8 protein-coding genes are annotated in these 15,187 nt (G+C 60.6%); 6 read left to right on the top strand and 2 right to left on the bottom strand.

Annotated elements, in window-relative coordinates:
• Positions 1 to 601 precede the first annotated feature (601 nt).
• Complete coding sequence (nirB, locus tag HXO69_RS07325; protein WP_296546238.1) at positions 602 to 3,271, top strand: nitrite reductase large subunit NirB; 2,670 nt, start codon at positions 602 to 604, stop codon at positions 3,269 to 3,271.
• Position 3,272: 1 nt separating this feature from the next.
• Positions 3,273 to 4,184, top strand: coding sequence for a uroporphyrinogen-III C-methyltransferase (gene cobA / locus HXO69_RS07320; protein ID WP_296546236.1), 912 nt, complete (start codon positions 3,273 to 3,275; stop codon positions 4,182 to 4,184).
• Between the two features lie 173 nt (positions 4,185 to 4,357).
• Here cobA and HXO69_RS07315 read toward each other — a convergent pair whose 3' ends face one another.
• Complete coding sequence (locus HXO69_RS07315) at positions 4,358 to 5,332, bottom strand: DUF6318 family protein (protein ID WP_296546235.1); 975 nt, start codon at positions 5,330 to 5,332, stop codon at positions 4,358 to 4,360.
• 334 nt (positions 5,333 to 5,666) lie between these two features.
• Positions 5,667 to 6,602 (bottom strand): DUF6318 family protein, encoded by a 936-nt coding sequence (locus tag HXO69_RS07310; RefSeq protein WP_296546233.1) that lies wholly within the window; start codon positions 6,600 to 6,602, stop codon positions 5,667 to 5,669.
• Between the two features lie 1,537 nt (positions 6,603 to 8,139).
• Between HXO69_RS07310 and ileS the strand changes: the two genes are divergently transcribed.
• The 4 genes from ileS to HXO69_RS07290 all read left to right on the top strand — a co-directional run.
• Positions 8,140 to 11,481, top strand: a complete 3,342-nt coding sequence (gene ileS, locus HXO69_RS07305) for an isoleucine--tRNA ligase (protein WP_296546232.1) — start codon at positions 8,140 to 8,142, stop codon at positions 11,479 to 11,481.
• A 133-nt stretch (positions 11,482 to 11,614) separates the two neighbouring features.
• Positions 11,615 to 13,279 (top strand): folylpolyglutamate synthase/dihydrofolate synthase family protein, encoded by a 1,665-nt coding sequence (locus tag HXO69_RS07300; RefSeq protein ID WP_296546230.1) that lies wholly within the window; start codon positions 11,615 to 11,617, stop codon positions 13,277 to 13,279.
• 424 nt (positions 13,280 to 13,703) lie between these two features.
• A complete protein-coding gene (locus HXO69_RS07295; RefSeq protein WP_296546228.1) occupies positions 13,704 to 14,381 on the top strand; it encodes a TenA family protein in 678 nt (225 codons plus the stop codon).
• Positions 14,382 to 14,741: 360 nt separating this feature from the next.
• A partial coding sequence (locus HXO69_RS07290) for a vitamin K epoxide reductase family protein (protein ID WP_296546227.1) occupies positions 14,742 to 15,187 on the top strand: 446 nt, incomplete at its 3' end.

The following is a 15,187-nucleotide window of genomic DNA, read 5'->3' as shown; positions in this document are numbered from 1 at the left end:
CCCCAGTTTTCTTCGAGGTCAGATTCGGCGCAGATGCGTACCCAGTTCTCAGCCATGGGGGTTTCCTTTCGAAGCGGTGGTCTGCGCCGCGCGGGTGCAGGACACAATAACGGTTCGTGTGTTCTTTGTTTGGAGTTTACCTTATGAAACCCACATTTGGAAATGGGGCACGCGGAGGGTGCTAAAGGTTATTTTTACCCTAAAAAGACAATCTCAAATTTCATAGATTAGCCTTACCTAAATTAAGTTTAGGTAAGGTAAGAATACCCTATTTCAGCCCGGTATTCCGCGGATTTTTTAGAAAATTTTCCCAAAAAATGCGGATTTACGATACTTCAACCCCGCGCTAGAGTGTACGATAAAAGTCGTAGTTAAAAACGCCTTTTGACTGCCTGGAAAAAACAACATAATCCCACACAAAAATGTTTCGTAATTTTCAGATGCATTCTAAAGAAGCGGGCGCTCCAACTACTCGGTACGCATCAGGTACGAGCCCAACGGCGCGGAAACTAGGAGTTCCAGCGCCAGGCACGCCACAGCCGCGTACTGAGAGTAGACAAATGCCATAAACTACCTGCATTACAACTAGGAAGGAAAATCCATGTCGCACACCCCCCGCAACATTCTCGTTGTCGGCGCAGGCCCCGCTGCGTGGCGTTTTGTACGCGCGTACCACGAAGGCGCTGAAGCTGCCGGTCGCGCGGCGGACACCATCACCGTCCTCAACGACGAGCCCTACATCCCCTACGACCGCGTTGCTATCGAGCAGATCTTCAAGGACACCGAGAAGGACCTGACCCTCGGTGATCCCGAACTGTGGAATGCAGAGAACATCAACCTGGTCAACAACTGCCACGCAGAGAAGCTTGACCGCACCCGCCGTGTCGTCACCGACACCGAGGGCAACGAGTACCCCTACGATGTGCTGGTCTTCGCAACCGGTTCCCGCGCGGTTCGTATCCCCATTCTTAACTCGGACGCCGCACACGTCTTCCGCACCATCGACGACGTGAAGAACATGGTCTCCGAGGTCAAGCGCCTGCAGTCCACCCTCGGCCGCGCACCCCGCGGTGTCGTCGTCGGTGGCGGTCTGCTCGGCCTCGAAGCAGCTGAGGGTCTGAAGGACCTGGGCGCAGAGCCCACCATCCTGGACGTGGCACCCTGGCTGCTCTCCGTTGAGGTTGACCAGGGCGGCGGTTACGCCGTGAACGCCCAGATTAAGGCAACCGGCATTGACATTGAGACCGGCGTGTACATCTCCGGTATCAACAAGGACGCTGACGGCAACGTCGTCTCCGTCTCCATCGCAGATTCTCCCTCCGAGGATGCAGAAATCCGCACCCTGCCCGCCGACATGGTGGTCTTCGGTGCTGGTATTCGCCCCAACGACGAGCTGGCACGTGATGCTGACCTGGCACTGGGTGAGCGCGGCGGTATTCTCGTCAACGACGCATGCCACTCCTCCGACGAGCACATTTGGGCTATCGGTGAGGTTGCCTGCGTGCTGGGCCGCACCTGGGGCCTGGTTGCACCGGCTAACGCTATGGCTGACGCTGTGGCAGCTAACCTGCTCAACGACAACGAAGAAGCTCAGGTTGAAGAGTTCGACATCGCAACCAAGCTGAAGTTCTCCGGCGTTCAGGTCGCTGGCTTCGGTGACCGCCGCGGCACCACCGAGGGTTGCCTCGAGGTTCTGTTCGCAGACCCCGCACGCGGCATGTACCAGAAGATCGTGACCAGCGGCGACGCAAAGACCCTGCTCGGTGGTGTGTTCGTCGGTGACACCGCTCCCTTCGACTCCCTGAAGCCCCTGCTCGGTCGCGAACTGCCCGCTGAGCCGAACGTCTACCTGACCGCAGCTGGTGGCGGCGACGGCATCCCCGACACCGAGCTGCCCGACGACGCAATCCTGTGTTCCTGCAACAACATCAGCTTCGGTGCTGTCCGCGAGGCTATCGTTGACGGTAACCACGATGTTGCATCGCTGAAGTCTTGCACCACCGCGGGTACCCAGTGTGGTTCCTGTGTTCCGATGCTGCAGAAGACTCTGGAACAGCAGATGAAGAAGATGGGTCTGACCGTCTCCAAGGCACTGTGTGAGCACTTCGACTTCTCCCGTGCTGAGCTGGCTGAGGCTGTGCGTCTGACCAACCTGGACGACTTCGACTCCGTTCTGGCACGCTTCGGCCGCGGTGGCGACGGCTGTGCAATCTGTAAGCCGACCGTTGCATCGATTCTCTCCTCCTTCCGCAACTCCTACGTCCTGGATGCAGGCCGCGGTGGTATTCAGGAGACCAACGACCGTGCACTGGCGAACATGCAGAAGAACGGTACCTACTCCGTCGTTCCGCGTATTCCCGCAGGTGAGATTCCCGCTAAGAAGCTGGGCGTCATCGCAGAGGTCGCTGAAGAGTTCGGCCTGTACGTGAAGATCACCGGTGCACAGCGTATCGGTATGTTCGGTGCTCGCCTGGAGCAGCTGCCCTACATTTGGGAGCGCCTGGTGGATGCCGGCTTCGAGTCCGGTCAGGCATACGGTAAGTCCCTGCGTAACGTGAAGTCCTGCATGGGTTCGACCTGGTGCCGCTTCGGTGTTCAGGACTCCACCGGCATGGCAATCCAGCTGGAGAACCGTTACCGCGGTCTGCGTTCCCCGCACAAGTTCAAGTTCGGCGTGTCCGGTTGTAACCGTGAATGTGCTGAGGCACAGGGCAAGGACGTTGGTCTGATTGCAACCACCAACGGCTGGAACCTGTACCTGGGTGGTAACGGTGGTGCAAACCCCGCTCACGGTCGCCTGTTCGTCAAGGACGCTTCCAGCGAGGACATCATCCGCTACATCGACCGCTACCTGATGTACTACATCCGTACCGCAGACAAGCTGCAGCGTACCGCTCGCTGGCTTGAGGACCTGGATGAGGAGCACGGCGACGGTCTGGCACACCTGCAGTCCGTCCTCATTGAGGACTCCCTGGGCGTGTGCGAGGACCTGGAGCGCGACATGCAGCGTCACGTTGACTCCTACGAGGACGAGTGGGCAGCAACCCTGAAGGACGAGCGTCGCCTGCGCCGCTTCCGTGCCTTCATCAACGAGCCCAACGGCAGCGACGAAGGTTCGCACCTGTACGTGCTGGAGCGCGAGCAGATCCGCCCCGCAACCCCCGAGGAAATTGCGGCGGCAGAAGCTGGCGAGTCCAACACCGTCCTTCTGACCGGTGCCAAGATTCCCGTGGGTAAGCCCAGTGACCTCAACCCGGTCCCGGCAGCGTAGTATGTGCCCGAAGATTCCTCCGTTCCCGCCCCGCGAGTTCGCCACTATCGACGAGGTGCTCGCGGGCGGGGCGCCCGGGCACAGCCTGGACGATAGCGTGACGGAACGCGGCATTCTTCTGCCCGGCGAGCCCGCCGAGAACCCCGGTAAGGTCTACATTGTGGGTGGCGGCCCCGGTGCCGCTGACCTGCTGACCCTGCGTGCGGCACGTGCCCTGAGCGAGGCGGACGTGGTCCTTCTGGATCACCTCGCCCCGCAGGAGTACGGCGAGTACGCGCCGAACGCCCTCATCGTTGATGTGGGTAAGGTTCCCGGTAAGCACGCTGTTCCGCAGTCCCGCATCCAGCAGCTCATGATTGATTACGCGCTTTCGGGTAAGACCGTGGTGCGTTTGAAGGGCGGCGACCCGTACGTGTACGGTCGCGGCGCTGAAGAGCTGGATGCGTGCATCGCCGCCGGCCTGGAGGCCGAGGTTATCCCCGGCATTACCAGCGCCATCGCGGTTCCTGCGCGTGCGGCGATTCCGGTGACCCTGCGTAAGGTGTCCTCAATTTTCACCGTCATTTCTGGTCATTCCGGCTTGTCGGAGACCGAAGTTTCGGCGGTTGAGGCGACCCTGCGCGCCCAGGGCACCGTGGTGCTGCTGATGGGCGTTCGTACCCTGCCCGATACGGTGGCGTCTCTGCTCTCTCGTGGGATTGAGGCTGATACGCCGCTGGCAACCATCGAGAACGGTTTCTCGGAGAAGGAGCGTGTGACTGTCACGACCCTTGAGAACGCTCAGTCGGATTGCGCATCGGTTAAGGCACCGGCTATTACCGTCATCGGTGAGGTCGTGCATTATGCTCGCGATAATCAGAACCGCTTTGTGAGCGAGGTTCACGAGCGTCTGCGTGAGCGTTCCACCTCCTAGAAGGCGGCGCGCCAAATAGTAGTGCACAGCCCCGCATCCTTGGTTTTCCTAGTTGCCAAGGAGCGGGGCTGTTGCTGTGCCGCAACACAAAAACATACGAAGGCGGGGCGGGTATCAGCTGATACCCGCCCCGCTTCGTTAGGGGTGTTGCTCTCAGGACCTAGTCTCGGATCCTAGACCTTGAAATCGTTGCTGCTACCGGAGCTAGAGCCACCGGAGCTACCGGAGCCGCCACCGCTGGACTTGCTTGCCGAAGCCGATGAGGAGGGACCCTCAAAGACCTGGCGGAATCGGTCGCTGTATTCCGACACGAAGTACTCGCGGCTGGTTACGCGCCACTTGCCCTCGGCGTACACCACGTAGATTACGACATCCAGGGTGCTTGCCTTCTGAACCTCACCGGTACCCTTCTGGTAGATGGTGTATTCCTTCACAACATCCCGGCAGGGGAACGCCACAACAGCCAAATCGGAAGAGGCAAGAGCCTTCGCATCCTTGTCGTCACGGATGCTCAGCTTGCTCTCGTAGTCCTTAGTCCAACCGCCCGCAGCGTAGAGCTTGGCAATAGCCTTCAGGTTGTTGACCAGACCGCTGTCAGCGCCGTGGACCAGACCCTTGAGGTACTGCAGATCGCCGCTGTACATCGCGGCAATGTACGCGCTCTGGTAAGCAGCCAGGGTCTTGTAGGCGCCCTCGAGACTGACGGTACGCTGAGCCACCGTATCAATGACCGGAATCGGGACGTTCTTCGCGGGGGAGGTGTCGGTCGGCTCAACATAGTGTGCAATGGCGGGCTTGTACTCGTACTTGACGTCGCCAATGTACTTCTTATAGTCCTTCAAGAACTCGTCGGACGGAATAATCTTCGCGCTGTTACGGCTTGACGAGGACGAAGACGACGAAGCGGATGCCGAAGCCGAGGCAGACTCAGAAGGCGAAGCGGACGCAGACGCCGAGGGGGAGGCGGAGGCGCTCGGGGAGCCGGAGAAAGTATCACCGGTACCGGTGGGGCGAATATCCTTGTTGAAGGCGCATCCTGCCAGGGCGAAAGCACCGGCGGTCAGACCGCCAAAAAGAACGGCGCGGCGGGTCAACCCGTTTCGGTCGTTAGCAGAGGGGCTGGTGTGTGCACTCGGCCGGAAGGACATGGTATCTCCTGAAAGTGGTTGATCGAGGTAGCTCGCAACGCTGCGATGCGTACGAGAGACTCTTCCTCATCGTTTTGTATGGTGCGCGGTACAGGGGAAGTACCGGGATACGAGTGTGCCGAAGCGTGAACTGCGGCGGTATGAAGTATCCACTTCTTACTATAGAAGACTGGTTTTAAAACTTCGTCAAAAAACCCTGGACATTGTCTTTAAAGCACAATAACCCAAAGTCGGTGAGGTGCTGAGGGGGCGCCTTCACGACTTTGGGCTAGTGCGTATGAAATTAATGAAACGGGGCTAGTTTAGACTGTGCCGGAATTATGCCCCTGCGGATTTAGACCTTAGTGGAGCCGCGGCCCGAAGAACCACTAGAACCAGCGGAACTGGAACCTCCGGAACTAGAAGAATCGGAAGAGCCCTTGCCGCCATTCAGACGCTCGTTCAGATAGTCGTTGCCGATTCGCCACCACTTACCCTCGGTGTAGAGCATCACGTGCGGAATGGCTACCTGAGTAATCGCCGGTATCTTGCGCTCGGAGCCGTCCGGCTGATGGATGGCGGTGGCAGAATACTTGGCGTCCACCATGATTTCTACGTAGCCGTCACCGTTCTTCAGGGCGGTTCGAGGCTCCGTATTCCGCATGGAAATGCTGCACGTGAAGTCCATGTACCAGCCGTTCTGCTCATACAGTTCCTTGACTGCTTTAACCTCGTCGATGGCACTCTTGTCTGCCGGGTAGGTCAGCTCAATCGCCTGATCTGCGTAGCGGCCATCCTTGAGCGCGGTGATCTGTGCGCTGTAGTACGCGCGCAAGGTCTCGTAGGCACCCTGGAAGGTCGGTTCCTCACGGTGCGGAACGGTCTTGAGGGGCTTGGGTACGTTCTTCGCCGGGGAAGAATCCGTTGCGGGCTGGTACTCGCCCATGTATTCGCCGGTCAGCTTCAGCGGGCCGGGGTACTTTTCCCAACCCTCGACGAGCGCGTCCTCAGATACGGGTACGCGTGCCGCGCTGGAGGAGCTGCTCTTAGCGCTTGCCGAAGCCGTTGCCGAAGCAGACGGTGAAGCAGATGCCGAACCAGAGGCAGAAGACGAAGCGGTCGCGCTCGCGGACGGGGTGGGGGAGCCAATCTTAGCCTTCGCCTCTTCGCTCAGCGGGCGAATATCGGAGGCGCAACCAGCCATGAGGGTTGCCGCGCCACCGAGCAGTAGGGCGCGGCGGCTGACAAGGCGGGAAGCGGCGGAACGGGTGCTCGAAGAGGGTGAGAGCATCGGTGAACTCCTTGATTATTCCCGAGGCGGGCTCGGGGCACCCGGTGGCGGGCGCGTGGTTGTATGGCGTGTTGGGTGAGGCTGTGAAAGGGGTAAAACCTAGGCTAGGTGCCGTGGGTTTAGTTCCTGTCCGGAAGTGACCTCGGGGTGTACTCAACGCCGGGGCGAGGGGTACAGGCGAACTCATCGAAGAGATTGTCAGAAACGTGCCAGATTCGTACCGTTCCAGCTTGTGCTCCGGCGTGTGCCGGTCTAATTCCTGTTGGCTTTAGCTGCCTCTCATCTGTGTCTCAGCAGTGAAAGCTTCTTGAATCGTCGTTGATGTGTTACACGATTCATTTTAGACTATTTTGAACTCAAAATGCACGAAAAGGCACCTTAGTAATTCCTGGGAGTCTATAGGGGGCTCAAGATATCAATCACTGTAAAGTTTTATGGTCACACCCTTGTGATGGGCAATTATTTGATGGAGCGAGCGGCTTGGCGGGGGACTCTCACGCACGCTGAATTAAGTGATTTCAATCATATTTAAGGCCCGAAGAGCTGAAAGAGCTGTACCCCTATACCCCTGGAAGACGGGGGAGAGGTGGGTGACTGATTTAGCCTTTCGGTAACGAAGAGCCTTTGAAGGTGGCAAGAAAAATACCTGAATCGACAAGGGAAAATCTGCCCGGAACCCCTGAAATATGCACTCTATTCACCCACTATGCACTGCCCTTCGACCTGGAAAAATCGGTTCCCACACGGAGTGCCGAGGGGGTGAAAACTTGCAGGGGTGAATATCTAGTGGAATTACATTGGTGTTCACCCCATATCTTGTGGTTGCACCGCTGGCAATTCTGTAGGCTCCCCAGAAAAAATCGAAACCCACTTAAAGCAACACCAAGGGAATGTAAAAACATACATCCTTAAACGCGCCCGAGTGCGGGGTCGTGCGGGATCCCTTAAGCCCCCTACTCGCTCTAGATATCGCCGAACGAAGAACCATTCTGTTTTACGCACCCGCGCATCCACCGCTCGCTCGGAACTGTTCAAACCCACACCCCGCGGGGTTGCATACAGACACAAAAGCCACATAAACTATTAGTGTTTGCAACGACCCGGCCATCACCGGCGAGCAATTCGGAAGAACGGACCGCACCTGCGGGCACCCGCCAATCGCTGCGGCGAGGGTGTCTTAGCGGAAGAGATGTAGTCCCAGTAGAACCGGACGGTTAAGCCCGATATAGCTGTAATAAGCGACTGATACCCGCCCAACGCGCCGCTCTTCCGGTGGCTAGGTATCGCGGAAACACACCGCGACACCCCGCTAGCCCCGGGAGGGTTCGGTGCGTTGAGCTGGTTAACTCAGTAAGCAAGGTGGTACCGCGCCGCATCCTGAACCCCCGGCACAGCCCGGAACAGTCAGCGATGCCCAGGCGTCCTTGCACCCGTCATGTCAACCCTCACCCGCTGAGAGGTGACGAGTGCACGCACCCGCGTACCGCGCCCGTCACCCGCATCTCAGCGTTGAGAACAACAGATAAGGGCGCACCCAATGTCTAACGTATACCCCAAGGCGAGTGCCTTCGAAGCCGCAGGAAGCGGCGTTACCGCATCGCCCAAGTTCCCCGCGCTGGAAGAAGCAGTCCTCGACTACTGGAAGAAGGACGGCACCTTCGCCGCATCCGTCGAGAACCGTCCCGCCGGCGAAAACGGTGAAAACGAATTCGTCTTCTACGACGGCCCTCCCTTCGCTAACGGCCTGCCCCACTACGGCCACCTGCTCACCGGCTACGCCAAGGACCTCGTCGCACGCTACCAGACCCAGCGCGGTCACAAGGTAGAACGTCGCTTCGGTTGGGACACCCACGGCCTGCCCGCAGAACTCGAGGCAATGAAGCAGCTCGGCATGACCGACAAGCGCGAAATCCTCGAAATGGGCATCGACAACTTCAATGACGCTGCCCGCGCATCCGTGCTCAAGTACACCAACGAGTGGGAAAAGTACGTCACCCGCCAGGCGCGCTGGGTCGACTTCGAGAACGACTACAAGACCCTGAACGTCGAGTACATGGAGTCCGTCATCTGGGCGTTCAAGCGCCTCTACGACAAGGGCCTGACCTACCAGGGCTTCCGCGTGCTGCCCTACTGCTGGAAGGACGAGACTCCTCTCTCCAACCACGAGCTGCGCATGGACGATGACGTGTACAAGGACCGTCAGGACCAGACCGTCACCGTCGCATTCCGCCTGACCGCAGACACCTCCCTCGGTGCCGACGAGAAGGTCGCCGCAGAACTCGACGGCGTCGAAGCACTCGCATGGACCACCACCCCCTGGACCCTGCCCACCAACCAGGCACTCGCCGTCGGACCCGAGATTGAATACTCCGTCGTACCCGGCGCAGGCAAGGTCGAGGGCCGCTCCTTCCTGATTGCCTCCGAGCTGCTCGGCTCCTACGCCAAGGACCTCGGCTACGAAGGCGACAACCCCGCCGAGGACGCTGCCGCAGCCGTCACCGCACGTTACACCGGCTCCCAGCTCGAGCACGTGCGCTACACCCCGCTCTGGGACTACTTCGCAGACACCGAAAAGTGGGGCACCGAAACCTCCTGGCAGATCCTCGTCGCCGACTACGTCACCACCGGTGACGGTACCGGCATCGTCCACCAGGCACCCGCCTACGGTGAAGACGACCAGAAGGTCTGTGAAGGCTACGGCATCCCCGTGATCCTCTCCCTCGACGAAGGCGCAAAGTTCCTGCAGCTCTTCGCCGAGCCCACCGCATCCGGCTCCACCGCCCTGGCAGAAATCGCAGGTGTGCAGGCATTCGACGCGAACCGCACCATCATCAACGCCCTCAAGGCAGACGACGTGCTGATCCGCGAGAAGTCCTACGTGCACTCCTACCCGCACTGCTGGCGCTGCCGCACCCCGCTCATCTACCGTGCGATCACCTCCTGGTACGTGAAGGTCACCGACTTCAAGGACCGCATGTACGAGCTGAACAAGCAGATCAACTGGATCCCGGAGAACGTGAAGTACGGTCAGTTCGGCAAGTGGGTTGAGAACGCACGCGACTGGTCCATCTCCCGTAACCGCTTCTGGGGCTCCCCGATCCCCGTGTGGGTTTCGGACGACCCGAATTACCCGCGCATGGACGTGTACGGCTCCCTCGAAGAGCTCAAGGCAGACTTCGGCCGCCTGCCCCTGAACAAGGACGGCGAACCCGACCTGCACCGCCCGTACATCGACGAGCTGACCCGCCCGAACCCGGACGACCCGACCGGCAAGTCCACCATGCGCCGAGTGGAAGACGTGCTCGACGTCTGGTTCGACTCCGGCTCCATGCCCTACGCACAGGTGCACTACCCCTTCGAGAACCAGGAATGGTTCGAGAACCACTACCCGGCGGACTTCATCGTCGAGTACATTGGCCAGACCCGCGGCTGGTTCTACGTGCTGCACGTGCTCGCGACCGCGCTCTTCGACCGCCCCGCGTTCAAGAACGTCATCAGCCACGGTATTGTGCTCGGCTCGGACGGTCAGAAGATGTCCAAGTCTCTGCGCAACTACCCGGACGTCTCCGAGGTCCTCGACCGTGACGGCTCCGATGCGATGCGCTGGTTCCTGATGTCCTCGCCGATTCTGCGCGGCGGCAACCTGATCGTGACCGAGCAGGGCATCCGCGAGGGTGTTCGCCAGGTCATGCTGCCGCTGTGGAACGTCTACCACTTCTTCGCCCTGTACGCTAACGCCGCCAACAACGGCGAAGGCTACAGCGCAAAGCTCAAGTACGACTCGCAGCACGTGATGGACCGCTTCATCCTCGGTAAGACCCGCGAACTCATCGAGCAGGTCACCGCAGCGATGGACTCCTACGACATCTGGAACGCCTGCGAATACCTGCGCCAGTACGCCGACGCACTGACCAACTGGTACGTGCGCCGCTCCCGCGAGCGCTTCTTCAACGAAGACACCGACGCATTTGACACCCTCTACACCGCACTGGTGACCGTGTCGAAGGTCGCCGCATCCCTGCTGCCGCTCAGCAGTGAGGAAATCTACCGCGGCCTCACCGGTGAACGCTCCGTGCACCTGGCTGACTGGCCCGAGGCATCCGCCTTCGCTGATGAGTCCGACCTGCTGGCTCTCATGCAGACCGTGCGTGAGGTCTGCTCTGCCGGTTCGGCACTGCGCAAGGAGAAGAAGATTCGCGTGCGCCAGCCGTTGCAGAAGATGACCGTTGCGATTGCTCCCGAGCAGTTCGCAGCACTGGGTACCGCCTTCGGCGAGAAGGGCGCGGAGTACTTCGCGAACATCGTCGAGGACGAGCTGAACCTGCGCCAGGTGGAGCTGGTCAGCGCCGACACCGTCGACCCCGCCGACTACGGCATCTCCCAGCAGCTGAAGGTCAACGCACGTGCGGCAGGCCCGCGCCTGGGCAAGCAGGTGCAGGTTGCCATTAAGGCATCCAAATCCGGTGACTGGACCGTGACCGAGGACGGTACCGTCCTGGTCGGTGTGGCAGCTCTGGACGGCGGCCTGGCTCTGGAAGAGGGCGAGTACGAGCTGGCAACCGTGGTTGCCGCTGACGCTGAGGGTGCTGAGCACACCGCGGCTGCGGTTCTGCCCGGCGGCTTCCTGGTCCTCAACATTGAGCTGACCGACGAGCTGGTTGCCGAGGGTATCGCCCGCGACACCATCCGCGCTATTCAGCAGGCACGTAAGGACGCTGACCTGAACGTGGCGGACCGCATCAACCTGAGCATCGCGGCACCGGAGGAAACTCTGGCAGCTCTGCGCACCAACGAGGCACTGGTGACCGGCGAAACCCTCGCCGTGTCCCTGCAGCTGAGCGAAGCAGACGAGCTGAGCATTAGCGTCGCAAAGGCATAAAACGCCTGAACCGTACGGCCGTCCCGCCCTATCACCGGGCGGGGCGGCCCGTCGTCTATCCCGCCGCACGGTTTTATCCCGCCGCACGGCGGGCCCCTGCCGGAACCGACCGGCTATCCCAGTGAGGAGAACAATGAGCGAGAAGAATTACCCCGCAATTCCCGACCCCGAGGGTGTGGAGCGGGTCTACGGTGAACTGCTGGCGCGAGCACCCGAAAACAAGATGGCACCGCGCCTGGACGCCGTAGCGCGCGCCGTCGAAATCCTCGGCGACGTGCACCGTGCCGCACCGGTGATTCACATTACCGGCACGAACGGCAAGACCAGCACCGCCCGCATGATTGAGGCGCTGCTGCTCGGCCACGACCTGCGCGTGGGCCGCTTTACCAGCCCGCACCTCGAGAGCGTCACCGAACGTATCTGCATTAATGGCGCACCCGTACCGGACGCCACCTTCGTGCGCATTTGGGACGAAATCGCCCCCTACCTGCAGATTGTGGACGCGGAAATGACCTCCCGCGGCGAGCCCGCCCTGACCTTCTTCGAGTCCGTTACCGTACTCGCCTTCGCAATTTTTGCGGATGAGCCGGTGGACGTGGTGGTGCTCGAGGTCGGTATCGGCGGCACCTGGGACTCCACGAACGTTGCCGACGGCGTGGTTTCCGTGGTCACTCCGATCGGTTTGGACCACACCGACATGCTCGGCGAAACCCTCGCCGAGATTGCGACCGAAAAGTCCGGCATCATCAAGCCGGGCGGCTTCCTGGTTTCTGCGGCGCAGGACCCGGAAGCGGCGGATGTGCTACTCGCCTCTGCCCGCGAGAAGGAAGCATCCTTCGCCTTCGAGGGCGTGGAGTTCGGCGTTGTCTCCCGTGAGCTTGCGGTCGGCGGTCAGCTGCTGACCCTGCGCGGTCTGGCGGGCGAGTACCCGGATGTGCCGCTGTCCCTGCACGGTGCGCATCAGGCGCAGAACGCCGTGGTGGCTCTTGCCGCCGTGGAGGCGTTCTTCGGCGGTCAGCGTCAGCTACCCGAGGACGTGGTGCGTACCGCGTTTGAGACGGTGCGCTCGCCGGGCCGTCTGGAGGTTGTGCGCACCGAGCCGCTGACCATCCTGGATGCGGGCCACAACCCGCACGGTGTGCGTGCGTCCGCGGGTGCGCTGACTGAGGCGTTTAAGCTGTCGCACCTGCACGCGGTGGTTGGCATCCTGGGTGAGAAGGATGCGCTGGGCATGTTTGAGACCATGCGCGAAGAGTATGTTGACGCTTCGGACGGCACGTTCCGCCTGTACCTGTCGGCCTCGGATTCGCCGCGCGCGATTGCGCCGGAGCGCCTGCACGAGCTCGCCCTGGACGCTGGTCTGGATGAAGACTCGATCGAGGTGTTTGAGCACCTGGACGAGGCGATTGCCACCGCCATGGAGAACGCCCTCTTTGAGCAGGAGTCGGCGGGCGTGCTGATTACCGGCTCGATTACCGTGATCGGTGAGGCGCGTACCCTGCTGGCTGCGCACGAGGAGGCGAAGACCCCCGGTGCCGAGGCGGAGGAGCTGCCGGACGAGCTGCCCGCCGAGGCGGGCCTGTACGCCGGTTCTGCCGGTGCCGCCTCTGCGGCGACCCTGGCGGCTGCTGCTGCGGCGGCTTCTGAGGCCGAGCCGGACGAGCTGCTGAACGACATCATGGCCGAGCTGGGTGGCGAGCCCGGGCAGGGTTCTTCGCTTGAGGACTCGCTGGGCCTGCCGCTGGGCGATTCGTACACCGATGATTTCTTCGGTGATGATGACTCCGAAGACGAATAAAGCCCACTGAGGTTATTGACGAGAAGGCGGGGTGCCGCTCTCCGGTTGGTTTTACTGGGCTAGTATTACCGGCTGGGGGAGCGGTGCCCCGCTTTTTCGCACCCGGCCTTTTTGTGCCTCCGCCTTTCTGCCTTTTTGCCTCTGCCCTCGCGCTCCCACTCGAACCCACGTTCCCTCACGCATTCCCAGGGGCTCTCACGCAACCCCAATCGCCCGATTTTCTTCGGCATCACCCGCCTTCACCCTCCCAAAAAATCGAAAATAACGAAAATTTCCGGGCACCGAGCACACAAAACCGGGCGCGCCTACACGACACGGTGCTATATTCACTGAGGCGCCGGCCCCAACGTTCGAGGCCGCACCAACACACCCGCACACATACGCATACCAGCGACGGTATGCCACATAGCGAAAGGCACCCATCATGCCCGCACCCTTCACCGATTTGATCGGCACCGATTCGTTCACCGAGTCCCTACGCCAGGAGAACATTGCCACCTGGCTGTCCGCCACGAATCACCGCTTTGTTGCTGAGCTTTTTGACGGCTCGATTGCCCCACAGGTCATGGCGGGCTACCTGGTGCAGGACTACCGTTTCCTGGATACGTTCCTCGCCCTGATTGGCGGCGCGATTACCAATGCCGATACTCTTGCGGGTCGCCTGCGCCTGGCACAGTTCGCCGGTGAAATTGCCGGTGACGAGAACACCTACTTCCTGCGCTGCTTTGAGACTCTGGGCGTGACCGAGCATCAGCGTGAATCCATACCCGATACGGAGGCGACCACCGGCTTCAAGCGCCTCTTCCTGGATGCGGCGGCAAGCGGTAGCTATGCGGCGATCCTGTCGGTGCTGGTGGTTTGTGAGGGCCTGTACCTGGATTGGGCGTCGAAGGCTCCCGCCAAGCGCCCGGATTCGTTTGTGCACCACGAGTGGATTACCCTGCACGACTACCCGGAGTTCCGTGAGCTGGTTGATTTCCTGCGCCGTGAGCTGGACCGTGTGGGCCCGGCGGATGCGCAGGCAGCCCGCGAGTTCTTTAGCCGCGCGGTGGAGCTGGAGCAGCTGTTCTTTGACGAGTCGTACACCCACCCGCTGCCCTAAGTAATACTGCCCTAGGTAATGCCCCGGATAAAGCCCTAGAAATGTCCCGTGGAGCCCCCGGAAGGTTCCGCCCGCCGCTGAATTGCGGGCGCCTCCCGGGGGTTTTCGTGCGTTAAAGACTTCCTGAAGACACTTCGAAAGCGCCCCGAACGAGCCCTGAAAGTGCCCCGAAAAAGCTCAGAAAACGCGCCCATCTGCGTAAAATAGCACGTCATAAACGGAACATACAGGCTAACAGTGTGCCATTTGGCGGTGTGAGAGGCTAGGATAAATGGGGTACTGCTTCCGGGGTGCTGGCTAGGCCGCGCCGGTATGTACCCGCTACTGCACGAGGTGAAACACACTATCTAAAGGAGTCGTATGAGTACCGCCGCATCGAGTACTACCGAGCCCAACTACACTGAGGCAGAAAAGCAGCAGGGGCGCACGGGAACCGCTGGCGGCTACTCTGACCGACAGCTCGGGTTCTGGCTGATTGGTGCGGGTCTGATTGCGCTGATTTCTTCGGCGATTCTGGTGTATGAGCGCCTGCAGATTTACATTGATGCCGGCCACTCCACGGTCTGCGACATTAACGCCCTGCTCAGCTGTGGCACGGTGATGCGCACCCCGCAGGCGGAGGCGTTCGGCTTCCCGAACCCGTTCATTGGCCTGGTGGGCTTCTCGATTGTGGTGACTATCGGCGCCGCGATGATGGCGGGGGCACAGTTCAAGAAGTGGTTCTGGGTCTGCGCAAACATTGGTTTGGCTGCGGCGACCGCGTTCATCATGTGGCTGTGGTACCAGACGACGTTCCAGATTAACGC

The sequence above is a fragment of the Rothia sp. (in: high G+C Gram-positive bacteria) genome, assembly GCF_015265375.1.
In the GTDB taxonomy this organism is placed as follows: domain Bacteria; phylum Actinomycetota; class Actinomycetes; order Actinomycetales; family Micrococcaceae; genus Rothia.
Note: the sequence above shows the minus strand (reverse complement) of the source record. Positions and strands in the feature narration are given on the sequence as shown.